This is a genomic window from Actinoallomurus iriomotensis, from assembly GCF_030269445.1.
Lineage (GTDB): Bacteria > Actinomycetota > Actinomycetes > Streptosporangiales > Streptosporangiaceae > Actinoallomurus > Actinoallomurus iriomotensis.
This window is the reverse complement of record NZ_BSTJ01000011.1, coordinates 307,694-333,516: the sequence shown is the minus strand read 5'-3', so window position 1 is coordinate 333,516 and position 25,823 is coordinate 307,694. Positions and strand designations below refer to the sequence as shown.

Sequence of the window (25,823 nt, the reverse complement as noted above, 5' to 3'; positions counted from 1 at the left end):
CCCCTCGTGATCGCGTGGAGAAGGAAAGGTTACTCGTCCCCGCCGGTGGGCGGTCGGCGCGGCTCGGAGCGTGACGGACGAGCCCGGCGTTTACTGAAGAACATGGACGAACGAGAGACCGTCGGGTGGTCCGACGCGGCGTGGCTCAACCCGCCGCTGCGCGTCGAGACGGACGGGGACGCGCTGCTGGTCACGACCCGGCGCGAGAGTGACTTCTGGCGTACGACGAGCTACGGCTTCGTACGGGACGACGGGCACGCGCTGCTCACCGGCTTCCCTTCCGGGTCCGCGGTCGAGGTGGAGTTCGTCGCGCGGTTCGAGGAGCTGTACGACCAGGCCGGGCTCATGATCCGGGTCGACGCGCAGACCTGGATCAAGGCCGGGATCGAGGTCAGCGACGGGCTGCCCCAGCTCGGGGCCGTCGTGACGCGCGGGGTCTCGGACTGGTCGGTGGCGCCCGTGCCCGAGTGGTCCGGGCGCCGGGTCACGGTGCGGGCGAGCCGGGCCGGTGACGCGGTCACGGTACGGGCGCGCTGCGAGGACGAGCCGTGGCGGATGGTCCGGCTCGCGCCGCTCGATCCCGACGCGACGGCGGCGGCCGGGCCGTTCTGCTGCTCACCGCAGCGCGAGGGCCTGACCGTCCGGTTCACCGGCTTCGTCCTCGGCCCGGCCGACGCCGCGCTGCACTGACGCCAAGACCCCGGCGACCGCGCTATCCGCCGGTGATCACGCAGGCCTCGCCGGCCGCGACGGTCACGGTCATCCGGTGGCCGTGGATCCGTTGGGCCGCAGGGCGGAATCCCGGCCAGCTCCCGTCGGCGGCGACCTGGCGGCCGTCGACCCGTACCTGCGGCGCGTCGAGCGTACGACCGGCGCCGGACGGATCGTAGGGGGTCATCCGGTCGACCAGCGCGGTGGAGCCGGGCGCGGACACCGTGAGCGTCACCGGGTGATCGCCCTTGTTGATGAGGAACAGCCGCCGCTCGCCGGATCCGCCTTCGACGCGCCATGCCTTGACCTGCGCCGCGCCCGGATCGTCCGCCGTCACCGGCACCGGGCGCAGGCCGGTGCCGCCTTGGGCGAACCGGCCGAACATCAGGGCGGCGTAGTACAGCGGCGCGGCCGTCGGCGCGCCCATGGCGGGGGTGACGTCGTAGTCGATCGCGTTGTAGTAGCCGTTGCCCTCCTCCGGCGCGAAGAACGCGCGTACTTCGGCGTTGTGGAAGTTGACCCCGACGGCGCCGGTGCCGCACGTGGCGTTCGCGGCGGGGTCGGCGGGGGGCTGCGGGCAGGCCGCGTGGAACATCAGGTCGAGCCCGTACGCCGCGGCGGCCGCGACGTTGCTCACGCCGTCCGCCCCGCGCCCCGCCGCGGTGTTCGTCTCCTCCAGGCGGTAGCCGAGACCGTGATCGCGTGCCTCGCCCGCGTGGGCGTACACCTGGTAGTCCAGGCTCGCCATGTGCTCGTCGGAGAGCAGGGCGCCGATGCTCGGACAGCGGTACGGCTTGTTCGGGCAGGTGCGCGCCAGCGGGTAGAAGTGGTCGCTCGCGTACGCGCCGAACGCCCCGGCCCGTGCCCGCGTCAGCGGCGCGGCCGTGTCGAGGATCCGCGGCCAGTCCCAGAAGAACCGCGTGGGCACGGTGCGCTGGTCGATGTCCTGCCAGGGCAGGATGTCCTCGCTGGTGTTGGGGACGATCACGGGGAGGGGACCCGTGACGTCCGGGTCGGCGTACGCGTTCAGGTCGCTCAGGTAGGCGTCGAGGTCGGAGTGGTAGGACAGGTCCGGCTCGTTGCCGAGCTCGATGCCGGCGATGTCCCGTTCCGCGCCGGCGAACGCCGGTTCGACGCCCTGCCGGACGAAGGCGCGGGCATGGTCGGGGCCGGCGAACGGCCGCGACGCGCTGGGCGGCGCCATCGCCGTGCCGAGGACGACGCCCCACGACGGCGTCCGGCTCCGGCCGTTCACCGCGTCGAGCGTGGAGCGGATGGCGCTCAGGTCCGTCGGGGTGATCACCTGGTCGCTGTCGGGTGCGTCCGGCTCGAACGGCATGAGGTCCTGGGAAGAGCCGCCGACGCGCAGCACGCCCGTGCCCAGGTTGCCCAGCAGGTTCGCGAAGGCGTTGCGCGCGGCCGGCCCCATGTACCGCTCGACCAGCGACCATTCAACGCTGAAGCCGACGAAATGGCTCGGGATGCGGCCCTGGTTCTCGTGCGCGGGGTCGAGGGTCACGGACGCCCGCGGCGGTGACGACACCGCCGCGGCGCTCGTGGCGGGCGCGATGACCAGCGCACCGAACGCGATCAGGGTGGCAAGGCAGCGTCGATGGCTCACCGTCATGGAACTCCTCCCGAGGTCAGCCCCGAGAAACCGGTTTCTGAGGAGGCAGTTCAGCACCGATCACGGAAGGGGTCAATAGCCGGCCGTGAATCCGGCCGGGCGTTCAGCCGCCCGCGCGTTCCCCGACGGCGACCGCGTCTTCCGTGGCACCGATCGCCTTGCCGGTCGACTCCCGCACGACGAGGGTCGGCTCCAGGCGGACCGACGCGCCGGCCCCGTGGTCGCCGAGCTGGTCGCGCAGGACCTCCCAGCTCCTCCGGCCCAGCTCGGCCTTTGGCAGGCGGACGGTCGTCAGCGCGGGATGGACGAAGTCGGCGGCGGGGATGTCGTCGAACCCCACCACCGACATCTCCCCCGGGACCGCGACGCCGAGCGCACGGAGCCGGGCGAGCGCCCCGAACGCGACCAGGTCGTTGAAGCAGATGACGGCGGTGGCACCGGCCTCGGCCGCCGCGGCGGCCGAGGCGTAGCCCTCCTGACTCTTCGAGCCGGTCGGGATCACGACCGCGCCGGGCAGGCTCCGCTCCAGCGCGCCCAGCCGGTCGGCGTTCGACGAGGAGGAGGACGGCCCGGCCAGGTAGGCGATCCTGCGGTGCCCGAGCTCGGTCAGGTGCCGGATGACCGCCTGCATTCCCCGGCCTGAGTCGATCATGACCGAGGCGGTCAACGGCGGGTCGACCATCCGATTGGTGCACACCGTCGGCAGCCCCTTGCGGACGACGCGGCGCAGGTCCGCGATCCCGGCGCGCGGGGAGCACAGGACCAGACCGTCCACCCGGCGGGAGACGTCCTGGATCAGGCGCAGTTCGGCCTCGGGGTCCTCGTCCGAGTCGGCGACCACGACGCTGAAGCCGTCCTTGCCGGCCGCGACCGTCAGCGCCTTGACCACCTCGGGGAAGAACGGGTTGGCCAGGTCGGGGACGACGACGCCGACCGTGTGGCTCGCCCCGCGCGCCAGGCCCTGCGCGATGGCGCTCGGGTGGTAGCCGAGGCGGCGGCTGACCTGGCGGACACGTCCGGCCAGCACCGGGTCCACGGTGTCCTGGCCGTTGAGGACCCGTGACACGGTGGCGCGTGAGACGCCGGCCTTCCGGGCGACGTCGGCGATGGTCACCCGGCGCCCGCCGGCACCGGACGGATCGCGTTTCGCAGGCACACGCCAACGGTAACCGTCGAGGGCGCGACGAGGGCCGATACGGGTCAGGCCCGCCGAACGGGGGTCGGTGATCTATTGACGCGCGGTGCGAACGGTGCTGGACTGCATCCTCAGAAACCGGTTTCTCGGGGCTGACCTCAGACGAGTCCGTCTCACGACGGCAGCGACATGGACACTGGGAGCCTGCACATGGTGAGAGAGATCGTGAGTCGTCGCGGTACGGGCGGAGTCATCCGGAGATCGTTGTCGGCCGTCGGGTTGGCGACCGCGCTGACCGCCTCGGTCGCGGTGGCGGCACCGGCCGCTCCGGCCGACTCCACCGCGATCACCCTGACCCCGAGAGGCGTCCCGGACTCCGGGGCGATCACCGGCGAGAATCTCGGCTTCTCCGTCGAGTCGGCCGACCTCGCGCACGGGTTCCTGACCAAGCCGCGGATGTCGCAGTGGCTCAAGACGCTCGGCCGGCACGGCGTGCTGCGGCTGGGCGGCTACTCGATGGACCTGGTCTGGCCGGCGTTCGGCGCCTACCGCGACGCCCCCACGCCCCCGGAGGCGATCGGCGGCCGGGTGGACCGGTCCGATCTCATCCGGCTGAAGGCCCTGCTGCGCGACAGCGGCTGGAAGGCCACCCTCGGCGTGCCGCTGAAGAAGATCATCGATCCGTCGAAGATCAAGTCTCCCACCAAGGATCCGTCCCCGCCGGTGACGCTCGACCAGGCCGTCGCGGAGGTGAAGGCGGCGCACGAGATCCTCGGCGACGACCTGCTGGCCGTGGAGATCGGCAACGAGTACGACAACGTCACGACGCTGACCCCGGCCGAGTACTACGCGACGATGAAGCAGTACCACGCGGCCATCAAGCAGGCGGTGCCGCACGCGAACATCAAGGTCACCGGACCGTCGGCGAACACCGCCAAGACCAACACCCAGCTCGACGGGTTCGTGGCCGCCGTGCAGGCCGACACGGGCAGCGACCCGCGGCAGATGATCGCCGAGTTCACCAACCACCTGTACCCGCAGAGCCACTGCGGTTCGTCGAACGCCACGATCGCGGGGTTGCTGTCGCCGGACACGTACGTCACCGACCGGAACAAGCTGACCGGCATCATGGACATCACCGGCCGCCTGAACAGCGGGATACCCGCGGTGATCAATGAGTCCAACAGCGCGTCCTGCAGTGGCCAGCCCGGAGTCAGCGACGCCTACGCGACCAGCCTGTGGTCGCTGGACTACCTCCTGCAGACCGCCCAGAGCCGCGTCTCCCAGGTGCAGTTCCACACCAACACCGCGGCGATCTGCGGCGACTTCAAGGCGCGTGACTCGAAGGACTACCCGATCTCCTACCGGTACTACGGGGCGTTCTGCGCCGCGGACCAGCACGCGCTGGACTCCAACCGGCTGTCGGCCGCGCCGCTGTACTACGGGCTGTGGGCGTTCCACCAGGTCCCCGAGGGAAGGTTCCTCGACGTCGGCCTGCCGGACACCGCCCTGTCGCGGCTGCGCGCGTACGCGGTCGAAGGGCGGAACGGAGCGCTGACGATGGTCCTGATCAACGTCCAGGACCCGGCCGCCTCGACCGGCGACGACGACGTGACGGTGAACCTTCCGTCCGCCTACCGCAGCGGCGACGCGGTGACGCTGCGGACCTCCGCCACGGACGGCCTGGCCTCGGTGGACGCCTCCGCCATCTCGCTCGGCGACCGTACCCTCTCCGACCGCGGCGTCCCGTCCGGCCGGCCGGGCACCACCCCGGTGCGGGTCTCCGGCGGCAGGTCGACCGTCACGGTGGCCCCGGGCACCGCTCAGATCATCACCTTCTCCGCGCGCTGACCTCAGGCAGTGGCGGCCGGGGCACTCCCGGCCGCCCATGCCGCCGCCCTCCCTTGGCAGGCTCCGGCGTTCACAGCCGGGTGACCGTCTCGACGGCGAGCCCGAGCAGTTCCGGCCGTACGGTGGCCGTCGTCCACGCGCGGTGATCCCAGGCCTGGCCGCTCACGTCGTCGCCCGCGTAGAGGTACTGGGCGAACCGCACGTCGCGGAAGCGCGCGACGGCGAGGAACGCGGCGGTCTCCATCTCGACCGTCAGGCAGCCCTCCTCGCGGCGCGCCCGTACGCGCTCGGGGGTCTCGCGGAACGGGGCGTCCGTCGTCCAGGTCGTGCCGGTGACGTGGGGAATGTCGTGTGCGGCGAGCGTGGCCACGGCCGTCTCCACCGCGGACGGGTCGGCGCTCATCAGGCGGGAGGGCGCGGCGTAGTGGTACGAAGTGCCCTCGTCGCGTACGGCGGCGTCCGGCACGACGACGTGACCGAGCGCCAGGCCGGGCCGTACGGCGCCCGCACCGCCGCAGGCGACGAAGTACCGTCCGCCGGCCGCGATCGCCTTCTCGAAGTGCTGCACGGCGAGGGGCGCGCCGACGCCGGGGTGGAACACGGCGACCGGCACACCGTCATGGACGAGCCGGTAGACGGCGTGACCGCCGAGTTCGCGGGAGTACGCGCCGATGCGTCGCGCGCCGTGCGTCTCTCCGAGGCCGTCGACGATCTCGGGGAAGAAGCACATCACGACGCGCTCGGGCAGTTGCTCGCTCAGCGGCGGAGGGGTCGGCGGGACCAGACCGTCACCGCTCGGCTCGAACTCCGTCAGTGGAATGTCCATCGCGCTCCCCCGCAACGGTCGTACTCGGCAGCTCCGCCACTTCCACACACTGAGACGACGTGCCGGATTCGGTCCAGCTGCTCTTCCGCCATACCGTCGAGGTCATGTGAAGGTCTCCATCACTTCCCGGATCAGACGACGTGACGAGTCCATCGGCTCAGCCACCGCCCCGATCCGATTGAACCTGGCGTCGAGTTCGGCCACCTCGGATGTCTCCGGCGCCAGTCTTCCACCGTTCAAAGCATCCAAGTAGGCCACCGACCCTTCCTTGACCGTCACGATCTTGAAGGGACCATCCAAACCGAGATTGGCTCCTGCCGAGTTGGGGACCACGCGCAGGATCACGTTGGGCAGCTCCGAAAGTTCGAGCAGCCTGGCGAGCTGGTCGCGCATGACTTTCGTGCCTCCTACGTGACACAGCAGCGCGGTCTCGGCGAGCAGGACCCACACTTCAGGCGGATTCGGTCTGTGCAGCGGGTCCTGTCGCGCCATTCGCGCTTCCACGGCGCTTGAAATGTCCGGCTCTCGCCCGGCGACGAAGAGCGCACGTGCGTACTCGGGCGTCTGGAGCAGACCAGGGATCAGCTGGCCAGAGTAGATCTTGATGACAAAGGCACGAGCCACCAACTCGTTGAACGACTTCAACCAGTTGGGTTCGTGACCGAGACGCGCGTAGTACAGAAGCAGCCCGAACAGCCCGCCGGTTCTCCACTCCTGGTCCACCTGCGCGGCCTGTGCGTCGGTGAGCTTGGCGTCGGCGTTCTCCAGTCGGGAAATCGACGAACGCGCGCAGTTGAGCAGGTCGGCCAGCGCGGCGCCGGACATGCCGCGCTCCATCCGGTGAAAGCGCAGCAGGTAAGCCATGAATGCCCACAGCGACGATCGCGGGTCGGGCGACTCATTGATGTTCATCGGCGCACACTCCAGGGGGGAGAAGTTCCAGAAGTACCTGGGAATGGTGACATATAAGTCCGTCCTCGCAATGCTGATACGCGAAACCGCGATATACGGCGATGCGACATTTACGGACAGGAGCCCCATTTCTCATGGCAGCGCAACGCGATCCGCATGACTCTCCGGCGATTCAAGCGTTCGGTATCGCGCTCCAGAAGATGCGCGAGGCCGCCGGCCTCACCAGGACCGAACTCGCGGAGACCCTGGGCTACAGCCCGCAGTTCGTCGGCCAGATCGAGACGGCGAGGAACGTTCCGTCCAAAACGTTCGCCGAGGATCTCGACACGTACTTCAAGCTGGGCGGCCTGTTCCTCGAATTCTGGAAACTCATCAAGGGAACGCGCCGCCTGGGGACGCTGCCGCCCGGCTCAGCGGCGTACCTGGAGCTGGAGCGGAGCGCCAACACGATGCGCGTGTTCGAGACGCGTCTCATCCCGGCGCTCTTCCAGACCGACGACTACGCTCGCGCGCTGCTGGGAAAGGTCATGAACCCCGACGAGATCGACGAGACGATCCGGGCGCAGGCCGAACGCAAGGCGCTCTTCGACCGGAAGAATCCCCCGCACATCTTCCTCGTCATCGACGAGGTGGCGCTGCGCCGGAAAATCGGATCGCCTGACACCGTTCGCGAACAGCTCGCCCATCTGCTGCGCCTCTCCGAGCACCCGGAAATCAGCATTCAAGTGCTTCCACAGGACACCGACTACTATGTCGCGTTCTCCGGAAGTTTCACGGTCCTGGAGTTCAACGGCGAAAGCGACGTCGTTTACCTCGAATCGGCGGGACACGGAACTCTGATCGACCGACCGCCCACCGTCGCGACCTGCGCGATGCGGTTCGACCTGCTCCGAGGCCACGCTTACTCGATCACGGAGTCGCGATCCGTCATCCAGAAGGCGCTGGAGGCCCTGTGACGACCCCAGGCGCATAGCTATTGCTGTTGCGAGCTAGTTGCAACAAGATGGCGTCATGCCCCACCTGATCCCGGACACCCGACCCCAGCGCGTCGTCGCGGCCTCGAACTTCGTCTACACCGTCGGCAGCGGCCTCTACCTCACCGCCGGAGTCCTGTACTTCACCCAGGCGGTGCATCTGCCGGCGAGCCAGGTGGGGCTCGGGCTCGGCATGGCCGGCCTCCTCTCGCTGGCCATGGGCATCGCCGTCGGGCATCTCGCGGACCGGCGCGGCGCTCGTGGCGTCTACGCGGCCACCCTCGTCGTCCAGGCGCTGGCCACGGCCGGCTTCGTGCTGGTGGACGGGTTCTGGCCGTTCGTTCTCGCGGTGGGCGCGGCCACCGGGGCCAAGGCGGCGGGGCTGGCCGCGCGCAGTCCGATCATCAGGCGGTACGGCGGGGACCGGCCGCAGGAGTTCCGCGCCTATCTCCGCGCCGTGACCAATGTCGGCATCTCCCTCGGTGCCCTGCTGGCGGGCTGGGCCGTCGAGGTGGGCACCCTCACCGCGTACCAGACGCTGGTCATCGGCAACGCGGTCGCCTTCGCGGCCTCCGCGGCGATCCTGGCCTTCCTCCCGCCGGTCACGGCGAAGCCCGGCGTTTACGGACCCCGCTGGATCGCCCTGCGGGACCGGCCCTATCTTCTGCTCACCGCGCTCGACGGCATCATGGCCGTCCAGTTCAAGGTGCTCACCGTGGCCGTCCCGCTGTGGCTGGTGGGGGCGACCGCCGCTCCGCGCTGGCTCGTGTCGGGGACGATGGTCGTGAACACCGTCATCGTCGTCGTGTTCCAGGTACGGGCCAGCCGCGGCATCAGCGACCCCACGGCCGGCGGAGTCGCCTACCGCCGCGCGGGCGTGGCCTTCCTGGTGTCCTGCTCGCTGATCTCACTGTCCGCGGGGACACCCGCGTGGGCCGCCGCGACGCTGCTCATGGCCGCGGTCGTCGTCCACACGGTCGGCGAACTGTGGCACTCCGGCGGGGGGTTCGAGGTGTCCTTCGCCCTCGCCCCGGAGCATGCCACCGGGCAGTATCTCGGCGTGTTCGGCCTGGGCGCCGGGCTGTCCGAAGCCGTCGGGCCGAGCGTGCTCATCGCGCTCTGCATCACCTGGGGCCGCCCCGGCTGGTACGTCGTCGGGGCGCTGTTCGCCCTGACCGGGCTGGCCGCACCGTTCGCCGTCCGCTGGGCGCGGCGGGCGGCCGCACCCCTCGTCGCGCCCGCCACATGAGAACGTCCAGGCCGGCCCATCCACGGGCCGGCCTGGACGTCACCCACCAGACCAGGTCAGATCAGACGAGCTCAGACCAGGTCGTACCGGTCCAGCATCATCACCTTGTCCCACGCCGCGACGAAGTCGTTCACGAACTTCTCCTTCGCGTCGTCGCTCGCGTACACCTCGGCGACCGCGCGCAGCTCGGAGTTGGCGCCGAAGACCAGGTCGACGCGGCTGGCGGTCCACTTGACCTCGTCCGAGGCGTCGCGTCCCTCGTAGGTCTCGGACTCCTCGGACACCGGCTTCCACACCGTGCCCATGTCGAGCAGGTTCACGAAGAAGTCGTTGGTCAGCGTCCCGGGGCGGTCGGTGAGGACGCCCAGGGAGGACTGCCCGTGGTTGGCGCCCAGGACGCGCAGCCCACCGAGGAGGACCGTCATCTCGGGCGCGCTCAGGGTGAGGAGGTTCGCCCGATCGATCAGGAGGAACTCGCCCGGCAGCAGGTTGCCCTTCATGAGGTAGTTGCGGAACCCGTCGTGCGACGGCTCCATCACCTCGAAGGACTCGACGTCGGTCTGCTCCTGCGACGCGTCGGTGCGTCCCGGAGTGAAGGGCACCACGATGTCGTGGCCAGCGTCCTTCGCGGCCTTCTCGACGGCCGCGCACCCACCGAGCACGATCAGGTCGGCCAGGGAGATCCGCTTACCACCGGTCTGCTCGGCGTTGAACGCCTCCTGGACCTGCTCCAGGGTGCGCAGCACGGTCGTCAGCTCGTTGGGGTTGTTGACCTCCCAGTTCTTCTGCGGCTCCAGCCGGATGCGCGCGCCGTTGGCGCCGCCGCGCTTGTCGGTGCCGCGGAACGACGCGGCCGACGCCCACGCGGTGGTGACCAGCTGGGAGACCGAGAGACCGGAGTCCAGGAGCCGGGCCTTGAGCGCGGCGATGTCATCGGCGTCGACCAGCTCGTGGTCCACCGCCGGGACGGGGTCCTGCCAGATCAGCGTCTCCGACGGGACCTCGGGACCGAGGTACCGCTGGATCGGGCCCATGTCGCGGTGGGTCAGCTTGAACCAGGCGCGGGCGAACGCGTCCGCGAACTCCTCGGGGTTGTCCTTGAAGCGCCGCGAGATCGGCTCGTAGATCGGGTCGAAGCGCAGCGAGAGGTCGGTCGTCAGCATCCCCGGTGCGCGGTTCAGCGTGCCGTCCTCAGGGTCGGGCACGGTGTCGGCGCCGGCGCCGTCCTTCGGCCGCCACTGGTTCGCCCCGGAGGGGCTCTCGGTCAGCTCCCACTCGTAGCCGAAGAGGAGCTCGAAGAAGGTGTTGTCCCACTTCGTCGGGGTGGGCGTCCAGGTGACCTCGAGACCGCTCGTGTGGGAGTCCCGGCCCTTGCCGGTGCCGTAGGAGTTCTTCCAGCCCAGGCCCTGGTCCTCCAGCGGGGCGCCCTCGGGCTCGGGTCCGATGGCGTCGGCCGGGGCCGCGCCGTGCGTCTTGCCGAAGGTGTGGCCACCGGCGATCAGGGCGACGGTCTCCTCGTCGTTCATCCCCATGCGGCCGAACGTCTCGCGGATGTCGCGTGCCGCGGCGACCGGGTCCGGGTTGCCGTTCGGGCCCTCGGGGTTGACGTAGATGAGGCCCATCTGCACCGCGGCCAGGGGCTTTTCCAGCTCGCGCTCACCGCTGTAGCGCTCGTCGTCCAGCCAGGCGGTCTCGGGGCCCCAGAAGACGTCCTCGTCGGCCTCCCAGGCGTCCTCGCGGCCGCCGCCGAAGCCGAAGGTCTTCAGGCCCATCGTCTCCAGGGCGACGTTGCCGGCCAGGATCATCAGGTCGGCCCACGAGATCTTCTGGCCGTACTTCTGCTTGACGGGCCACAGCACGCGGCGGGCCTTGTCGAGGCTCGCGTTGTCCGGCCAGCTGTTGAGGGGCGCGAAGCGCTGCTGGCCCGCCCCGGCGCCACCCCGGCCGTCGCTGACGCGGTAGGTGCCCGCGCTGTGCCACGCCATGCGGATGATCAGCGGCCCGTAGTTCCCGAAGTCGGCCGGCCACCAGTCCTGTGAGTCCGTGAGCACCTGCGCGATGTCCTGCTTCACGGCGGCGAGGTCGAGGCTGTTGAACGCCTCGGCGTAGTCGAAGTCCTCGCCCAGGGGGTTGGCCATGGGCGGGTTCTTGACGAGCAGCTTCAGGTTGAGCCGATCCGGCCACCAGCCGCGGTTGCCGCCTCCCTGAGTGGGGTGCGGGGCACGCCCGTGCGCGACCGGGCAGCCGCCCGCGCTCTCATCGTTCGTCTCTCCAACAACGGTGTCAGGAGTGTCAGACACGGGAATCCTTCCGGGATCAGAGCGGGTGCTCAGGAATTGCGTGCGGTGGAACAGTCGGGGCACAGGCCCCAGTACACGACCTCGGCCTCGTCGATCACGAAGCCGTGGTCGTCGGACGGAGTCAGGCAGGGAATCTCACCGACCGCGCAGTCGACGTCGGCGACGACACCGCAGGACCGGCAGACGACATGGTGGTGGTTGTCCCCCACGCGTCCCTCGAACCGGGCCGGGCTGCCGGCCGGCTCGATGCGGCGTACGAGTCGGGCCGCGGTGAGGGCGTGCAGGGCCTCGTACACGGCTTGGAGGGAGACGTGACCCACGCGATCGCGCACCCCGGACGCGATCGCCTCGACGTCGAGGTGGTCACCGTGCCGCACGGTCTCGAGCAGCGCGACGCGTGCGGCGGTCACCCGCAGGCCGGCACCGCGCAACTCCTCGGCGGGGGTCGGAGTCTGGGATGCGGTCATGGCGCCAGACCTACCTTCATAACGCGAATGATCCAAGACAACGAACGACGCAAGTGTAGACCCGCCCCGGCCGAACGGTCACCCCTTTCCGCCGTGTCGTGTGAGGTGCGTCACTCGCCGCCTTCGAGGTCGCCTTCGAGGCGCAGGTAGGTCTCGCGGAGACGGTCGAGGGTCTCGGGGTCCGGCTCGGCCCACAGGTCGCGGTCGGCGGCCTCCAGCAGGCGTTCGGTGATGCCGCGCAGCGCCCACGGGTTCGAGCGCTCCATGAACTCGCGGTTCTCCGGGTCGAAGACGTACTCCTCGGCCAGCTTCTCGTACATCCAGTCGTCCACCACGCCGGCCGTCGCGTCGTAGCCGAACAGGTAGTCCACCGTCGCGGCCAGTTCGAACGCGCCCTTGTACCCGTGCCGGCGCATCGCCGCGATCCAGCGCGGGTTGACCACGCGGGCGCGGAACACCCGGTGCGTCTCCTCGCCGAGCGTCCTCGTCTTCACCTGTTCCGGCAGCGCCGAGTCGCCGACGTACGCGGCGGGGCTGCGGCCCGTCAGCGTACGGACCATGGCCACCATGCCGCCGTGGTACTGGAAGTAGTCGTCGGAGTCGACGATGTCGTGCTCGCGGGTGTCCTGGTTCTTCGCGGCGACGGTGATGCGCCGGAACGCCGCCTCCATGTCGCCGCGCGCCTCGCGCCCGTCGAGTCCGCGCCCGTACGCGTAGCCGCCCCACACGGCGTACACCTCGGCCAGGTCGCCGTCGTCGCGCCAGTTGCGCGCGTCGATCAGCGGCAGCAGGCCCGCGCCGTACGCGCCGGGCTTGGAGCCGAAGATGCGGCTCGTGGCGCGCCGCCAGTCACCGTGCTCGCGCGCGTCCTCCAGCGCGTGCGCCCGCAGGTGGTTGTCCGGTTCGTCCAGCTCGGCGACGGCCGCGATCGCGTCGTCGATGAGGGTGATGACGTGCGGGAACGCGTCGCGGAAGAAACCGGAGATGCGCAGCGTCACGTCGATGCGCGGGCGGCCCAGCTCCGCGCGCGGGATCACCTCGAAGCCGGTGACCCGGCGGGAGGCGTCGTCCCACACCGGCCGTACGCCGATCAGCGCGAGGACCTCGGCGATGTCGTCGCCCTGGGTGCGCATCGCCGAGGTGCCCCAGACCGTGAGGCCGACGCTGCTCGGGTACTCCCCCGTGTCGGCGAGGTGGCGGGCGACCAGCGAGTCGGCGAGGGAGACGCCGACCTCCCATGAGCCGCGTGAGGGGATCGCCTTCGGGTCGACGGAGTAGAAGTTGCGCCCGGTCGGCAGCACGTTGACCAGGCCGCGCGTCGGCGAGCCCGACGGCCCGGCCGGGACGTACCCGCCGTCCAGCGCGTGCAGTACGGCGTCGATCTCGCCGGACGTGGCCGCCAGGCGCGGCACGACCTCGCGCGCCGCGAACTCCAGGAGCCGTTCGACGTTCCGGTCCGCCGAGCCGAGCACCTCGGCGCAGACCGCCGGGACCTTCGCGGCGTCCCAGCCGAGGGTCTCCATGCCGACGACGAGCCGCCGCGCGACCGCCTCGAGCAGGTCGATGACGTCGGACGCGGTACGAGAAGGGCCGTCGGCGAGTTCGGTGAGCCCGCCGGCGTCCGCCGGGGCGCCCGGCTCGGCCAGCAGCGCCTTCTCCTCCAGCCCGTACCGGGCGGCGACGACCGCGCGCAGTCCCGGCAGCGCGCCGGAGCCGCCGGTCCACACCTGGGCGGCCCGCAGCACCGCGAGGACGAGGTTGACCCGCTGCTCCGCGTCCGGCGCGTCGCCGAGGATGTGCAGGCCGTCGCGGATCTGCACGTCCTTGACCTCGCACAGGTACCCGTCCACGTGCAGGACGAAGTCGTCGAAGTCGTCGGCGCCCGGCTCGGCGGACACGTGCAGGTCCTGGTGGAGCTGGGCGGCCTGCACGAGGGTCCAGATCTGCGCGCGCACGGCGGGCAGCTTGACCGGGTCCAGCGCCTGGACCGTGGCGTACTCGTCCAGCAGCTGTTCCAGCTTGGCCAGGTCGCCGTACGTGTCCGCGCGGGCCATCGGCGGCACCATGTGGTCGACGACGACGGCGTGGCCACGGCGCTTGGCCTGGGTGCCCTCGCCGGGGTCGTTGACGATGAACGGGTACACCAGCGGCAGGTCGCCGAGCACGGCGTCGGGCGCGCACTCGGCGGACAGGCCCAGGCCCTTGCCGGGCAGCCATTCGAGCGTGCCGTGCTTGCCGAGGTGGACGACCGCGTCGGCGCGGAACGTCTCGTCCAGCCAGCGGTAGGCGGCCAGGTAGTGGTGCGACGGCGGCAGATCCGGGTCGTGGTAGATCGCCACCGGGTTCTCGCCGAAGCCGCGCGGCGGCTGGATCATCAGCAGCACGTTCCCGAACCGCAGCGAGGCCAGCACGATGTCGTCGCCGTCCGTGTAGAGCTCACCCGGCGGCTCGCCCCAGTGCTCCCGTACGGCCTCACGCAGCGAGTCGGGCAGCGCGGCGAACCAGTGTCGGTAGTCCTCCAGCGGCACCCGCGCGGACGCGGCGCGCAGCTGCTCCTCGGTCAGCCACTCCACGTCGTGGCCGCCCGCCGCGATGAGCGAGTGGATGAGCTCGTCGCCGTCGTCGGGGTGCTCGCCGACCTGGTAGCCGGCCTCCTTCAGCGCGGTCAGCAGGCGTACCGCCGAGACCGGGGTGTCCAGGCCGACCGCGTTGCCGACGCGCGCGTGCTTGGTCGGGTACGACGAGAGCACGATCGCCAGCCTGCGCTCGGCGGGCGGCGTGTGCCGCAGGCGCGCGTGGCGCACGGCGATGCCGGCGACGCGGGCGGCGCGCTCGGGGTCGGCGGCGTACACCGGGATGCCGTCGGGGCCCTCCTGCTTGAAGGAGAACGGCACGGAGATCAGCCGTCCGTCGAACTCGGGGATGGCCACCTGCATGGCCGCGTCCATCGGCGACAGCGCCGCGTCGGAGGCCGCCCACACCTCCCGCGAGGTCGTCAGGCACATGCCCTGGATGACCGGCACGTCCAGCGCCGCCAGCGCTCCCGCGTCCCACCCATCTTCGGCGGAGGCCCCCGCCGCGAGCACCGTCACCACGATGGCGTCGGCGCGGCCGAGCAGTTCGAGCAGGCCCTCGTCGGCGGAGCGGAGCGAGCCGCAGAAGACCGGCAGCGCGTTGCCGCCCGCCGCCTCGATCCGCTCGCAGAGCGTGTCGACGAACGCGGTGTTGCCGGACAGTTCGTGCGCCCGGTAGAAGACCACGCCCACCGTGGGCCGGTCCGCGCGGGCCTCAGGCTCACCGTGCACGCCGTACTCGGGCATCCGCTGCGGCGGCGCCCAGGGCTCCTCGTCACCCGGCGACAGCATCCCGGCGAGGAAGCGGCGCAGCTCGCGCAGGTTGCCGACGCCGCCCTCGCGCAGGTAGTCCAGGGCTTCGGCCGCGACGCCCGCGGGCACGGTGGACAGCGCCATCAGCTCGGCGTCCGGGGTGGCCTCACCGCCCAGCGCGACCAGCGGCAGGCCGCGCCGCCGCAGGTCCTCCACGCCCTCGCGCCAGGTCTTCAGACCGCCCAGGAGCCGGACGACGACGGCGTCCGCGTCCGCGCAGAGCGCGTCGAGGTCGGCGAGGGCCAGCCGGGCGGGATTGCCCGTGGCGTACCCGGCGGAACGGGCCGACAGCAACTCGGTGTCGGCGGTGGAAAGCAGCAAGACGCGCACGTGTGGGTCCTTCCCTCGGGGGTCCTCGCCCCGGCTCGGGTGCCGATGCCGACGGCGGGAAGTCTCCTGACTCTCGGGTCACCGCGCGCGAGTGCGCTATCCGATCACAGTTGCGGGACAGTCCCGGAATCGCACCGGGTTCCTTCCCTCGCCGTCGCGCGGCCAGTCTATGAGGAGGAAATTCTCCGCGGCAGGGACGCGACGTGCCGTTCGTCACGGTTACCGTGGGGGCCATGAGCAGCTCAGCTCTCGTCATGGAGCGAGCCGAGGTGACCCCGCCGGCACGCCTGGCGCCGCTGGTCGCCCACTACTCGGGCTACCGCTACGAGGGTCTGCCGCCGGGCACCCACCGCGGGCTGCCCTCGCCGTACCTCACCGTGGTGCTCAGCCTCGGCGCGCCGACCCGCGCGACCCAGCCCGGCCGTCATTCGGACGCCGCGGGGTTTCCGGCGCTCGCCGGGGGGATGCACACGCGCCCGGTGCTGATCGAGCACGACGGCGACCAGTACGGCGTCCAGCTCAGCCTCACCCCGCAGGGCGCCCGGTCGCTGCTGGGGATGCCGGCCGGCGAGCTCGCGTCGGTCGTCGTCCCGCTCGACGGGCTGCTGCGGACGCGGGCGGCCGAGCTGACCGAGCGGCTGGCCGAGGCGCGGTCGTGGCCCGCGCGGTTCGCCGTACTGGACGAGGTGCTGTCCGGTGACGCCGGCCGTCCGGGCGCGCCCCCGGACGAGCTGCGCCACGCCTGGCGGCTGATCGTCGGGAGCGGCGGCCTCGCGCGCGTCGCCGACATCGCCTCCGAGGTCGGCTGGAGCCGCCGGCACCTGGCCGCGCGGTTCACCGCCGAGTACGGCCTGACGCCGAAGGAGACGGCGCGCGTCGTACGGTTCCAGCGCTCCAAGCGGCTGTTGTCGCGGCGGGACCGGCCGTCGCTCGCCGAGGTCGCGGCCGTGTGCGGGTTCTACGACCAGGCGCACCTGGCACGCGAGTGGAACGACCTGTGCGGCTGCCCGCCCTCGGCCTGGCTGACCGGCGACGATCTCCCATTCATCCAAGACGGCGGCGAGGACGCCGGCGGACGATGACGGCATGAGTGAAACCATGATCTGGCCGTCGTTCCGCTACTCCGACGCCCACGCCGCCATCCAGTTCCTGACCGACGCCTTCGGCTTCGAACGCGTCGCGGTCTACGAGAGCGGCGACCGCGTCGACCACGCCGAGCTCCGCTGGCCCCTCGGCGGAGGCGTCATGCTCGGCAGCGCGTCCCGCGAGGACAGCTCCATCGCCGGCCTGCCATCCGGCACCGGTTCGGCCTATGTCGTGACCGACGACGTCGACGGCCTGTTCAAGCGTGCGCAGGCGGCCGGCGCCACGGTGGTGCAGGAGCCGCAGGACGAGCCGTACGGGCGCGGTTTCACGGTGCGCGACCCCGAAGGCGTCTTCTGGAGCTTCGGCACCTACGCCGGGGCCGGCGGCTGACCGATCACGGCGTCACCACCGGGCAGCCGAGCCACTGCTCGACCCGGCTCGGTGGTGGCGTCGCCCCCTGGGACACCGCGAGCCGCAGCGGCGCGAAGTCGCCCTCCGGCCGTTCCGCCGCCAGCCGGCCCAGGAACGCCGACGTCGACAGCAGCACGCTGGCCCGGTGCCGCCGCACGCCCTCCGCGACCAGGGGGATCGAACGCTGTCGCGAGTCGAGGACCGCGCAGGAGCCGGTGAACAGCGGAAGGAAGATGGTGTTGCGCAGGCCGACCGGGTCGTAGGTCTTCGACACCGAGAACAGCACGTCGTTCTCGCGCAGCCCGAACGGTTCCATCGCCAAGTAGGACTCTTCGGGGTCGCGGTGGGCGTACGTCGTGGCGTGCTGGCCGTACGCCGGCGCCTCGGGCAGCACCGGGTACGGGTCGGCGAAGGCGGCGGCGGGCAGCGCGGCGATCAGCTCCACGGGCGTGATCGTGTGCGGGTGGCGCCCGGGCGAGCAGACCGCGAAGGCCGCCGGGGGCAGCGCCGAGGCGTCCGGGTCGGCCAGCACCGCGATCGCGCCGATGCGTACGGCGCCGAGAAACGACCAGACGAGCTCCATCGAGCCGGGCAGCGCGATCGCCACGCGGTCACTCGGCGCGACCCCGTGCGCGCGCAGCAGCGACGCGGCGCGGGCCGCGCCCCGGTGCACCTCGCCGTGGGTGTAGACGTCGTCACCGCACAGGAACGCGGCCCGTTCAGACCAGCCGAACGCGTTCGTCCACTGCCTGAGCACCTCCGCCAGATTCGCATCCGGGGATGGTCCGGGCATGCACACTCCTCCCCATCGTGGGCCCCTCAGCGACATTAGGCCGGGCGGGCGTGCCGGGACAGACCCGGAGCGTGATCAAATGGTTCCCGAGGAGGCCATCTGTGGACACCCTTCGGGTCGCGTTGATCGGCTATGGCACCGGAGGTGCCGTCTTCCACGCGCCGCTCATCTCCGCCGCGCCGGACCTCGAACTGGCCGCCGTCGTCACGGCGAACCCCGAACGCCGGGAGAGCGTCCGCGACCGGTACCCGGACACGGAGATCCTGGACGGTACGGACCCTGTGTGGGCGGGCGGATACGACCTGGTGGTGGTCACGACGCCGAACCGTTCCCACGTTCCCCTCGCCCGCGCCGCGCTCGACGCCGGCCTGCCGGTCGTGGTCGACAAACCGGTCGCGCCGACCGCGGCCGAGGCACGGTCCCTCGCCGGCGGGCCGCTCGTGATCCCCTTCCACAACCGGCGCTGGGACGGCGACTTCCGCACGGTCGCCCGGCTGTGCTCGGCGGGCACGCTGGGCCGGGTGCTGCGGTTCGAGTCGCGGTTCACCCGCTGGCGCCCGCAAATCAAACCGGGCTGGAAGGAGACCGCCGACCCGGCCGCGGCCGGCGGCGTCCTGTACGACCTCGGGGCGCACCTCATCGACCAGGCGATCACGTTGTTCGGGCCGCCGGCCTCTGAGGTGTACGCGGAGGTGGACGTCCGCCGCCCCGGCGCGGAGGCCGCCGACGACGCGTTCGTGGCCCTGACCCACGCGAACGGCGTCCGGTCGCACCTGTGGATGAGCGCGATCAGCGCCGAGCTGGGCCCGCGCTTCCGCGTCCTCGGCGACCGGGCGGCGTACACGACGTACGGGCTGGACGGCCAGGAGGCCCAGCTCCGCGACGGGCTGACGCCGGACGACCAGGGTTTCGGCGTGACGCCGCCGGAGGCGTACGGGCTGCTCGGCACCCCGGGCAGAACACGGCCGCACGTCACCGAGCACGGCCGCTACCAGGACTTCTACCCGGCGGTCGCCGCCGCGATCCGGGGTGAAGCGCCGCCCCCGGTGACACTCGACGACGCCGTCGCCGGCCTGGAGGTCATCGAGGCCGCTCTTTCCCGCGTGCTCTAGACGGGTCCCGCGCGACCGGGAATGTCCGCTCCCGGGTGTAGCTTCGACCGGTGACGATCGGCCTGATCTCCGCCCCCACCAACCTGGGGTTGCGCCCGCCCGCGCCGACGAGCGTGCCCGGCACGGCCAAAGCGCCTGAGGCGCTCCGTGAGGCCGGCCTTCACCGACGCTTCGCCGAGCGCGGCGGGCACGATCGCGGCGCCGTACTCCCCCGCCGGTACGCCGACGATGCCCGGCCAGGCGTGCTCCGCAATCACCAGGCCATCGTCGAGCACGCCCGGCGGCTGGCCGAGCGCATCGAGACCCTCCGCGCCGACGGCCTCACACCCCTGGTGGTCGGCGGAGACTGCAGCCTGCTCGTGGGGACGGGGATCGCCCTGCGGCGAGCGCCGGGGCGTTATGGCCTGGTGCATCTCGACGGGCACACCGACTTCCGGCATCCCGGCAACTCCGACCAGTGCGCCAGCCTGGCCGGAGAAGATCTGGCCGCCGCGGTGGGCCTGCACTGGCCCACGATCGCCGACATCGATGGCCTCGGCCCGTACTTCGCCCCCACCGACACCGCCCATGCGGGCTGCCGCGACGACGACTCGGCGCTTGAGGAGACCACCGCGCTTCTGGGCACGGTCATCACCGCCGCACAGATCCGATCGCACGGCGCCGCGGACGCCGCGCGCCGGATTCTCGATGTCGTCGATCGTGACGACCTCGACGGCTACTGGCTGCATCTGGACGTCGACATCCTCGATCCGAGCGTGATGCCCGCCGTCGATTCCCCGGACCCCGGAGGACTCAGCGTCGTCGAACTGACCGATCTTCTCGCGGCTCTCGCACCGCGTGCCACCGGAGCCCAGGTGACCGTCTTCGACCCTGATCTCGACCCGGATGGCAGCCGAGCACGCCTCCTCGTCGACCTGCTCGTCACCGGCCTCGCCACCCTGGGCGAGCGCCGTTGAGCCGGCGCGCACTAGAGGTGAAGCGGCGTGGCGGTACGGCGAAGCCGGGTGGCGGTTCCGGGGTCACGGCGCCGGGGGCGGGTCGGCGATGGGGGTGTTCTGGGCGGCGGCGAGCCACCAGGTTCCGTGCCGCTTGATCAGGACGTACATCGCCATCTCGGAGAAGCCGGGCTCGTCGGTGCCATCGGTCAGGGCACGCCGGCGGATGTGGGCGACGGCCACGCCGGGCGCCGGTGCGAGGACCTGGACCGGCTCGAACCGCGACGGAGGCGCGACCCTCTTCGCCATGAGCTTGTGGTGGATCTCGTTGAGCGGCGCGTAGCCCGCCAGCGTGCGTCCGTAGGGGCTGCCCCAGAGGATGTCCGCGGCGAACATCCGGTCGTACTCGTCGGCGTCGACGGTCTCGCCACCGGCCTGGAGCGTCTCGATGAGCCGCTCCACCGCGGCGGAGGCCTCGGCGTTCTCCGCGGGCGAGTGCAGGCGCGGCCGTTCGCCGTCGGGGGTGTCCGACGTCGAACGCAGGCCCCGCAGCGACCGTCCCCAGCGCGCCAGGCCGGTGAGCATCCGGCGGCGCGCCTCCTCCTGCCGTGCCCGCGGCCCGCATCGTCCCTGGTCGTCGAAGTCCTCGAAGAGGTCGAGCGCCACCTGCGGCCCGACGCCGGCCATGCCGAGCTCCGCGGTGATCCCGCGCAGGTGCTCGACGGCCCTGACCCCGCCGCCGGTGCCGTAGCCGGCGAAGGCCACGGCCTTGTCCTGCCACTCGGCGTACAGGTGGTCCAGCGCGTTCTTCAGCACGGCGGTGGTGGAGTGGTTGTACTCCGGCGACACGAGCACGTAGGCGTCGAAGCCGGCGACCAGTTCCGCCCAGGCCCTCGTGTGCTCCAGCGCGTACCGGCCGAAGGCGGGCGGATCGGGTTCGGCCAGCATCGGCAGGCCGACCTCCTCCAGGTCGACGACGGTGAGGTCGAGGGCGAGCTCGGCGGCTTCGGGGCCCGCGCAGATCCACTCGGCGACCGCCCTGGCCCGCCGGGCCGGGCGGGTGCTGCCGACGAGTACTCCGACGCGCAACGTTTCGGCCATGGTGTTCCTCCTGTACGTCTCGTGGTGAGATGGCCGAGACGCTAGGGGGTCAAGTGAACTTGAACGCAAGCCCGCGGCCGCGCGATCGCGAGGCCGCGGAGTGGCACGTCTCCGGCCTCACGGTCGGCCAGGTCGCCGAGCGCATGGGCATCGCCAGGTCGGCGGTGCGCTGGTACGCCGACCAGGGTCTGCTGCCCTGCGAGCGGACGAGCGACAACCAGCGCCGCTTCTTCGCCGACGTGCTGTGCCGTGTCGCGATGATCCGCGCCGCACAGCGGGTCGGGCTCACCCTGGAGGAGATCCGCGTGGCACTCGCGGCCCTCCCGCCCGGCGGGCCCCCGACTCGCGAAGACTGGGACAGACTCGCCGAACGGTTGCGCGCCGTCATCGTGGAACGCGTGGACCAGCTGCTGAACATGCTGGATGAGTTCGCGCCGGAGGCGGACCCCGCCTGACGTGGGTGCTATTTGGGCAGCTCCGCGACGATGTTCGGGGCGAGCAGGTCGCGTGCCTCGGAGTACGGCAGGGTGACCGCGTAGAACGGGCACTCGCTGCCCACGTGCGACCACGTGACGTCCAGGCCCTTCGGGGTGAGGAAGGGCGAGACGCGCGGCGGCTGCGGCCGTTTCGTGTTGAACGGCCGGCCCGGGCGGAAGTCGTCGGGGGCCGTCCCCTCGGTGCACACCAGCGCGAGGTCCGGCTTGGTGGTGTGGGGCTGCACGCGTCGCATCAACGTGTCGATGCCGCTCGTCGTGACCGTGCCGGCGGCGAACACCTGCTCGGGCGTCAGTGACTGCCCGGTGCGCAGGTCGACGGTGACGGTGATGTGCGGCAGTTCGAAGTCGAGCGGGTAGCACAACTGTTTCGGCAGTTCGTACCGGACGGTCACCAGGTGCGGGCCGCGCAGCCCGATCTCGGGCTTCGCCCCGAGCACGCTCGGCTTCGTGCAGGGCGGCTGTGCCTTGGCGGTCATCTGCCGAATCTCGTCGGCCGCCCATTCGAGCGGGGCGGCCAGAGCGTCGTTGATACGGCGGCGCAGGGCGGCGTCCTTCCCGCCGCTCACCTGGACGGAGTGGGCGCCGCTCAGGTCCAGGCCGGTGACCTGCCGGTTGTAGGAGGCCAGTTCGACGCGCAGCGGCGCCACGGCGGCCTTCTTCGGCTTGTCATGGTGGGTCAGCACGATCGCGGCGGTGCCCGCCCCGCCCACCACGACCGCGCCGGTGGCCACGGCGATCACCTTGGTCGCGGCGTTGCCGCCGAGCAGTTTGGTCAGCGCCCCGTGCCCGGCCTTGCCCGCCGTGGCGCCGGCCTTGCCCGCCGCCGCACCCGCCTTGCCCGCCGCCACGCCGGCGTGGCCCGCGTGGGCGGCCCCGCCCGGGGCCACCTTCGCGACGAGCATGGCGAACGGGAACAGCGCGGCCAGGCCGGCCGCCGCCTCGGCCAGACGCCGCCAGCCATTGGACTCCCACTCCGGCCCGTACGCGGCGGTGGCCGCCGCCTCCAACTCCGCGGCGAACTCAGTCGCGCCGGGCGGGCGGCCCTGCGGGTGCTTGGCCAGGCCGCGTTCGACCAGGGCCCGTACCGGCTCCGGCACGTCGTCCGTGGGGATCGGGCCGACCATGTGCTGCGCCCGGTACGCGGCCAGCGTGTCCGCCCGGTATGGGGTACGGCCGGTCACGCACTCGAAGAACACGCAGGTCGCGGCGTACACGTCGGTGCTGGGCGAGGCCGGCGCCCCGTCCCACTGCTCCGGCGCCATGTACGGCGGGGTGCCGACGACCTGTCCCGAGTCGCCGGAGCGCAGCGCGATGCCGAAGTCGATCAGTTTGCTCTGCCCGTCGCCGCCGACCATGACGTTGGCGGGCTTGTAGTCACGGTGGACGACGCCCACGCGATGCGCGGCCCCGAGGCCGAGCAGCGACCCCTTCAGCACGGCGAGCGCGGCCTCCGGTTCGAGGTTGCCCCGCTCTTTGAGCAGGGCGCGGAGCGACACCCCGTCGATCGCCTCCATGACGATCGCCGCGCCCTGCGGCGTCTCGACGTAGTCGAACAGGGTCACCACGTGCGGGTCCCGTAGCCCGCGCAGGATTCCGGCCTCCGCGCGGAACTCCGTGCGGAAACTCTCATCGGTCACGTGCAGGTACTTGATCGCGACGTGTGTGCCCGAGGCGTCGTGGCGGGCGAGCACGACGCGGCCGAAGCCGCCTCGGCCCAGCTCCCGGAGGGCGGTGTATCCACTAAGTGACCATTCGTCCACAGGGAGATCATGACGCATGGCCCCGCCGCCTCGGTGGGAAATCGCCCGATCGGCAGGTTCCGGTCAGCCGAATGTCAGCCGAAGGGGGTTGCGGGCGGGCCGCCGACGCCCGGGCTGACGCGGAAGATCCGGCCCGCGTCCGGCTCGGCCTCGCGCTGCTCCGCGGACAGGCCCTGCTGGGAGGTCGTCACGAACAGCGTCGTGCCGTCGGCACCGCCGAAGCAGCAGCTCGACACGTTCGTCACCGGCAGCCGCACGACGCCCGCGAGCCGGCCCGACGGGTCGTAGCGATGCACCGCCCCGCCGCCCCACAGCGCCACCCACAGGAAGCCCTCGTCGTCGACGGTCATGCCGTCGGGATGCCCGCCCTCCACCGCGACGAACGGCCGGCGTCCGGACACCGCGCCGGAGTCCGCGGCGTAGTCGAACACGTCGACGCGCCCGGTCGGGGTGTCGATGTAGTACATGAGGCGGTGGTCCGGGCTCCAACCCAGCCCGTTGGAGATCGTCACGCCGTTCAGCACCGTGCCGGGACGCCCGTCGAAGACGTACAGCGAGGCGATCGGCCGCGACTCGTCGTAGGCCATCGTGCCGGCCCAGAACCGACCGGCCGGGTCGCACTTGCCGTCGTTCATCCGGAGCGGTGACGGGTCGGCCAGATCCTCGGTCAGCGGCGTCACGGTGCCGTCCTCGTCGAGCCGGAGGAAGGCGGTGCCGGCGGCGAGCACCCAGCCGCCCGCCGCGTCCGGCACCGCCGCACCGAGCGGCCGCCCCACGTCGTGGGACCGCGGCGCGGTCAGGGTCGTCCCATCGAAGCCGGCCAGCCACAGCCGCCCGGCCATGATGTCCACCCAGCCGAACCGGTCGCCGTACCAGAACGGGCCCTCGGCGTGCTCGACCCGGACCGGCGAACAGGGCTCCGCCGTGAGTTCCATCAGAGTCTCCCGAGGGGACTGTCGCTTTGAGGCGACGGGGTGATCGCGAGCGGGTAGGCCGCCGAGGCGCGAGTGTGGCCTGGCCTGTCGGGTTGGCGCATCACGGATTTCCTTGCGGGTTTGTCGGTGCCGGTCGATAGCGTGGTGTTCTCGTTACCAAGCGTGAGGGGTGGGTGTGCGTAGGTCGTTCAAGTTCTTGTTGCGCCCCACCGGCAAGCAGGCCATAGCGCTCAGGCAGTGCCTGGATGACCATCGGGAGTTGTACAACGCCGCTCTGGAGCACCGTCGTACGGCCTACCGCAGAGCCGGGGTGAGGGTGCGGTACGGCGATCAGTCGGCGGAGTTGAAGCACATCCGCGCCGGCGACCCCGATGGTCAGGGCCGGTGGTCGTTCTCCTCCCAGCAGGCCACGCTCCGCAGGTTGGACAAGGCGTTCGGTGCGTTCTTCGACCGCCTCAAAGCAGGCCGTACGCCGGGGTTCCCCCGTTTCAAGGGACGGGGCCGGTTCAACACCGTCGAGTGGCCCAAGGACGGCGACGGGTGCCGGCGGGACTCCCAGCCCCACCACCCGACCGCGACCTACGTGCGGGTGCAGGGCGTCGGGCATGTGCGGGTCCACCGGCACCGGCGTGTGCTGGGCACCGTCAAGACGATCAGCGTGAAGCGGGAAGGCGCCCGCTGGTTCGTCGTGCTGTCGTGTGACGACGTGCCCGCCGGGACGCTGCCGGTGACGGGTGCGGTCGCCGGGATCGACCTGGGAGTCGCGTCGCCGGCCACGACCAGTGATGGCCGGCATCTGGCCGACCCGCGTCACCTCGCCGTGACCGCCGGCCGTCTCGCGGCGGCACAGCGTGACCTCGCCCGAAAGAAACGAGGCAGTCGGCGGCGGCGTAAGGCCGTCGCCCGTGTCGCCGCCTTGCACGCGAAGGTGCGGCGGCAACGCCTCGACAGTGCACACAAGGCCGCGCTCACACTGGTCCGTGACCACGACGTGATCGTCCACGAAGCGCTCAAGATCACCAACATGACCAAACGAGCAGCACCTCGACCGGACGGCGACGGCGGCCACCTGCCCAACGGCGCCGCCGCCAAATCCGGGCTGAACCGTTCGATCCTGGACGCGGGTTGGGGGGTGTTCCTGACGATCCTGTCGCACAAGGCTGAAAGCGCCGGTCGACAGCTGATCGCGGTGAACCCCACCAACACCTCCCGCACATGCGCCGAATGCGAGCATTGCGCGAAGGACAACCGCGTCACCCAGGCCGTGTTCCGATGCACGGCGTGCGGGCACACCGCACACGCCGACATCAACGCGGCGATCAACATCTTGAGGGCAGGGCTTGCCCTTCGCGACGCTGCGCAAGCGGCTTAGCGAGAAGCCGCTCCCTTCAGGGAGCGGAGGAGTCACGATCCTCCTCCGGTCGG

Annotated in this window: 22 protein-coding genes and 1 riboswitch; of the genes, 10 read left to right on the top strand and 12 right to left on the bottom strand. The window is 71.4% G+C overall.

Annotated features, from left to right (window positions below):
* Window positions 1-102 precede the first annotated feature (102 nt).
* Complete coding sequence (locus QSK37_RS38495) at window positions 103-690, top strand: DUF1349 domain-containing protein (protein ID WP_285630960.1); 588 nt, start codon at window positions 103-105, stop codon at window positions 688-690.
* 22 nt (window positions 691-712) lie between these two features.
* Here the strand turns inward: QSK37_RS38495 and QSK37_RS38490 are convergent, their stop codons facing one another.
* Both QSK37_RS38490 and QSK37_RS38485 read right to left on the bottom strand, forming a co-directional pair.
* Window positions 713-2,338: a hypothetical protein gene (locus QSK37_RS38490; RefSeq protein WP_285630958.1), complete on the bottom strand. Its 1,626-nt coding sequence runs from the start codon at window positions 2,336-2,338 to the stop codon at window positions 713-715.
* Between the two features lie 103 nt (window positions 2,339-2,441).
* On the bottom strand, window positions 2,442-3,494 hold the full coding sequence (locus QSK37_RS38485; protein WP_285630955.1) for a LacI family DNA-binding transcriptional regulator: 1,053 nt from the start codon (window positions 3,492-3,494) through the stop codon (window positions 2,442-2,444).
* 189 nt (window positions 3,495-3,683) lie between these two features.
* Between QSK37_RS38485 and QSK37_RS38480 the strand changes: the two genes are divergently transcribed.
* Window positions 3,684-5,324 carry a glycosyl hydrolase family 79 C-terminal domain-containing protein gene (locus QSK37_RS38480; protein WP_285630952.1) on the top strand — a complete coding sequence of 547 codons (1,641 nt, stop codon included), beginning with the start codon at window positions 3,684-3,686 and terminating at the stop codon, window positions 5,322-5,324.
* Between the two features lie 70 nt (window positions 5,325-5,394).
* Here the strand turns inward: QSK37_RS38480 and QSK37_RS38475 are convergent, their stop codons facing one another.
* From QSK37_RS38475 to QSK37_RS38470, 3 genes are read right to left on the bottom strand one after another with little or no spacing between them, the layout of a single operon-like run.
* Window positions 5,395-6,150 carry a nucleoside phosphorylase gene (locus QSK37_RS38475; RefSeq protein WP_285630950.1) on the bottom strand — a complete coding sequence of 252 codons (756 nt, stop codon included), beginning with the start codon at window positions 6,148-6,150 and terminating at the stop codon, window positions 5,395-5,397.
* Entirely contained in the window at window positions 6,113-6,256 is a 144-nt protein-coding gene (locus QSK37_RS51910; protein WP_432705640.1) for a DUF397 domain-containing protein, read from the bottom strand. The genes QSK37_RS38475 and QSK37_RS51910 overlap by 38 nt, the downstream gene beginning before the upstream one ends.
* Complete coding sequence (locus QSK37_RS38470; protein WP_285630947.1) at window positions 6,253-7,062, bottom strand: helix-turn-helix domain-containing protein; 810 nt, start codon at window positions 7,060-7,062, stop codon at window positions 6,253-6,255. The genes QSK37_RS51910 and QSK37_RS38470 overlap by 4 nt, the downstream gene beginning before the upstream one ends.
* A gap of 101 nt (window positions 7,063-7,163) precedes the next feature.
* Between QSK37_RS38470 and QSK37_RS38465 the strand changes: the two genes are divergently transcribed.
* Window positions 7,164-8,018 (top strand): helix-turn-helix domain-containing protein, encoded by an 855-nt coding sequence (locus QSK37_RS38465; RefSeq protein WP_285630944.1) that lies wholly within the window; start codon window positions 7,164-7,166, stop codon window positions 8,016-8,018.
* A 55-nt stretch (window positions 8,019-8,073) separates the two neighbouring features.
* Window positions 8,074-9,285, top strand: a complete 1,212-nt coding sequence (locus QSK37_RS38460; protein WP_285630941.1) for an MFS transporter — start codon at window positions 8,074-8,076, stop codon at window positions 9,283-9,285.
* Window positions 9,286-9,356: 71 nt separating this feature from the next.
* On the opposite strand, the gene katG is transcribed toward QSK37_RS38460, so the two are convergent.
* The 3 genes from katG to cobN form a co-directional block, all read right to left on the bottom strand.
* Window positions 9,357-11,585: a catalase/peroxidase HPI gene (gene katG / locus QSK37_RS38455; RefSeq protein WP_285630938.1), complete on the bottom strand. Its 2,229-nt coding sequence runs from the start codon at window positions 11,583-11,585 to the stop codon at window positions 9,357-9,359.
* 29 nt (window positions 11,586-11,614) lie between these two features.
* A complete protein-coding gene (locus tag QSK37_RS38450) occupies window positions 11,615-12,052 on the bottom strand; it encodes a Fur family transcriptional regulator (protein WP_285574122.1) in 438 nt (145 codons plus the stop codon).
* Window positions 12,053-12,162: 110 nt separating this feature from the next.
* Window positions 12,163-15,768, bottom strand: coding sequence for a cobaltochelatase subunit CobN (cobN, locus tag QSK37_RS38445; RefSeq protein WP_285630935.1), 3,606 nt, complete (start codon window positions 15,766-15,768; stop codon window positions 12,163-12,165).
* A gap of 39 nt (window positions 15,769-15,807) precedes the next feature.
* Window positions 15,808-15,951, bottom strand: a riboswitch (cobalamin riboswitch).
* Window positions 15,952-16,001: 50 nt separating this feature from the next.
* Here cobN and QSK37_RS38440 point away from each other — a divergent pair.
* Together QSK37_RS38440 and QSK37_RS38435 are read left to right on the top strand one after the other, a co-directional pair.
* A complete protein-coding gene (locus QSK37_RS38440; RefSeq protein WP_285630932.1) occupies window positions 16,002-16,850 on the top strand; it encodes a helix-turn-helix domain-containing protein in 849 nt (282 codons plus the stop codon).
* 4 nt (window positions 16,851-16,854) lie between these two features.
* On the top strand, window positions 16,855-17,244 hold the full coding sequence (locus QSK37_RS38435) for a VOC family protein (RefSeq protein WP_285630930.1): 390 nt from the start codon (window positions 16,855-16,857) through the stop codon (window positions 17,242-17,244).
* A gap of 4 nt (window positions 17,245-17,248) precedes the next feature.
* Here QSK37_RS38435 and QSK37_RS38430 read toward each other — a convergent pair whose 3' ends face one another.
* A complete protein-coding gene (locus tag QSK37_RS38430) occupies window positions 17,249-18,058 on the bottom strand; it encodes an AMP-binding protein (protein ID WP_285630927.1) in 810 nt (269 codons plus the stop codon).
* Window positions 18,059-18,159: 101 nt separating this feature from the next.
* Between QSK37_RS38430 and QSK37_RS38425 the strand changes: the two genes are divergently transcribed.
* Window positions 18,160-19,170 (top strand): Gfo/Idh/MocA family oxidoreductase, encoded by a 1,011-nt coding sequence (locus tag QSK37_RS38425; protein WP_285630924.1) that lies wholly within the window; start codon window positions 18,160-18,162, stop codon window positions 19,168-19,170.
* 50 nt (window positions 19,171-19,220) lie between these two features.
* Window positions 19,221-20,126 carry an arginase family protein gene (locus QSK37_RS38420; protein WP_285630921.1) on the top strand — a complete coding sequence of 302 codons (906 nt, stop codon included), beginning with the start codon at window positions 19,221-19,223 and terminating at the stop codon, window positions 20,124-20,126.
* Window positions 20,127-20,189: 63 nt separating this feature from the next.
* Here the strand turns inward: QSK37_RS38420 and QSK37_RS38415 are convergent, their stop codons facing one another.
* Window positions 20,190-21,206, bottom strand: a complete 1,017-nt coding sequence (locus QSK37_RS38415) for an SgcJ/EcaC family oxidoreductase (RefSeq protein WP_285630918.1) — start codon at window positions 21,204-21,206, stop codon at window positions 20,190-20,192.
* A 53-nt stretch (window positions 21,207-21,259) separates the two neighbouring features.
* Here QSK37_RS38415 and QSK37_RS38410 point away from each other — a divergent pair, with 53 nt between their 5' ends.
* Complete coding sequence (locus tag QSK37_RS38410) at window positions 21,260-21,661, top strand: MerR family transcriptional regulator (protein ID WP_285630915.1); 402 nt, start codon at window positions 21,260-21,262, stop codon at window positions 21,659-21,661.
* Window positions 21,662-21,669: 8 nt separating this feature from the next.
* On the opposite strand, the gene QSK37_RS38405 is transcribed toward QSK37_RS38410, so the two are convergent.
* Both QSK37_RS38405 and QSK37_RS38400 read right to left on the bottom strand, forming a co-directional pair.
* A complete protein-coding gene (locus QSK37_RS38405) occupies window positions 21,670-23,463 on the bottom strand; it encodes a serine/threonine-protein kinase (RefSeq protein WP_285630912.1) in 1,794 nt (597 codons plus the stop codon).
* A gap of 74 nt (window positions 23,464-23,537) precedes the next feature.
* Window positions 23,538-24,398 carry an SMP-30/gluconolactonase/LRE family protein gene (locus QSK37_RS38400; protein ID WP_285630909.1) on the bottom strand — a complete coding sequence of 287 codons (861 nt, stop codon included), beginning with the start codon at window positions 24,396-24,398 and terminating at the stop codon, window positions 23,538-23,540.
* Between the two features lie 169 nt (window positions 24,399-24,567).
* On the opposite strand from QSK37_RS38400, the gene QSK37_RS38395 reads away from it, so the two are divergent.
* Complete coding sequence (locus QSK37_RS38395; RefSeq protein ID WP_349498021.1) at window positions 24,568-25,770, top strand: RNA-guided endonuclease InsQ/TnpB family protein; 1,203 nt, start codon at window positions 24,568-24,570, stop codon at window positions 25,768-25,770.
* The last annotated feature ends 53 nt before the right edge of the window (window positions 25,771-25,823 follow it).

Excerpts from the sequence above, each read along its gene's own strand:
- QSK37_RS38460 (WP_285630941.1), top strand. The coding sequence starts at position 8,074 with ATGCCCCACCTGATCCCGGACACCCGACCCCAGCGCGTCGTCGCGGCC.
- QSK37_RS38435 (WP_285630930.1), top strand. The coding sequence starts at position 16,855 with ATGAGTGAAACCATGATCTGGCCGTCGTTCCGCTACTCCGACGCCCAC.
- QSK37_RS38430 (WP_285630927.1), bottom strand. The coding sequence starts at position 18,058 with ATGCCCGGACCATCCCCGGATGCGAATCTGGCGGAGGTGCTCAGGCAG.
- QSK37_RS38440 (WP_285630932.1), top strand. The coding sequence starts at position 16,002 with ATGAGCAGCTCAGCTCTCGTCATGGAGCGAGCCGAGGTGACCCCGCCG.
- QSK37_RS38480 (WP_285630952.1), top strand. The coding sequence starts at position 3,684 with ATGGTGAGAGAGATCGTGAGTCGTCGCGGTACGGGCGGAGTCATCCGG.
- QSK37_RS38400 (WP_285630909.1), bottom strand. The coding sequence starts at position 24,398 with ATGGAACTCACGGCGGAGCCCTGTTCGCCGGTCCGGGTCGAGCACGCC.
- QSK37_RS38450 (WP_285574122.1), bottom strand. The coding sequence starts at position 12,052 with ATGACCGCATCCCAGACTCCGACCCCCGCCGAGGAGTTGCGCGGTGCC.
- QSK37_RS38475 (WP_285630950.1), bottom strand. The coding sequence starts at position 6,150 with ATGGACATTCCACTGACGGAGTTCGAGCCGAGCGGTGACGGTCTGGTC.
- QSK37_RS38470 (WP_285630947.1), bottom strand. The coding sequence starts at position 7,062 with ATGAACATCAATGAGTCGCCCGACCCGCGATCGTCGCTGTGGGCATTC.
- QSK37_RS38465 (WP_285630944.1), top strand. The coding sequence starts at position 7,164 with ATGCGACATTTACGGACAGGAGCCCCATTTCTCATGGCAGCGCAACGC.
- QSK37_RS51910 (WP_432705640.1), bottom strand. The coding sequence starts at position 6,256 with ATGACCTCGACGGTATGGCGGAAGAGCAGCTGGACCGAATCCGGCACG.
- QSK37_RS38495 (WP_285630960.1), top strand. The coding sequence starts at position 103 with ATGGACGAACGAGAGACCGTCGGGTGGTCCGACGCGGCGTGGCTCAAC.
- QSK37_RS38415 (WP_285630918.1), bottom strand. The coding sequence starts at position 21,206 with ATGGCCGAAACGTTGCGCGTCGGAGTACTCGTCGGCAGCACCCGCCCG.
- QSK37_RS38490 (WP_285630958.1), bottom strand. The coding sequence starts at position 2,338 with ATGACGGTGAGCCATCGACGCTGCCTTGCCACCCTGATCGCGTTCGGT.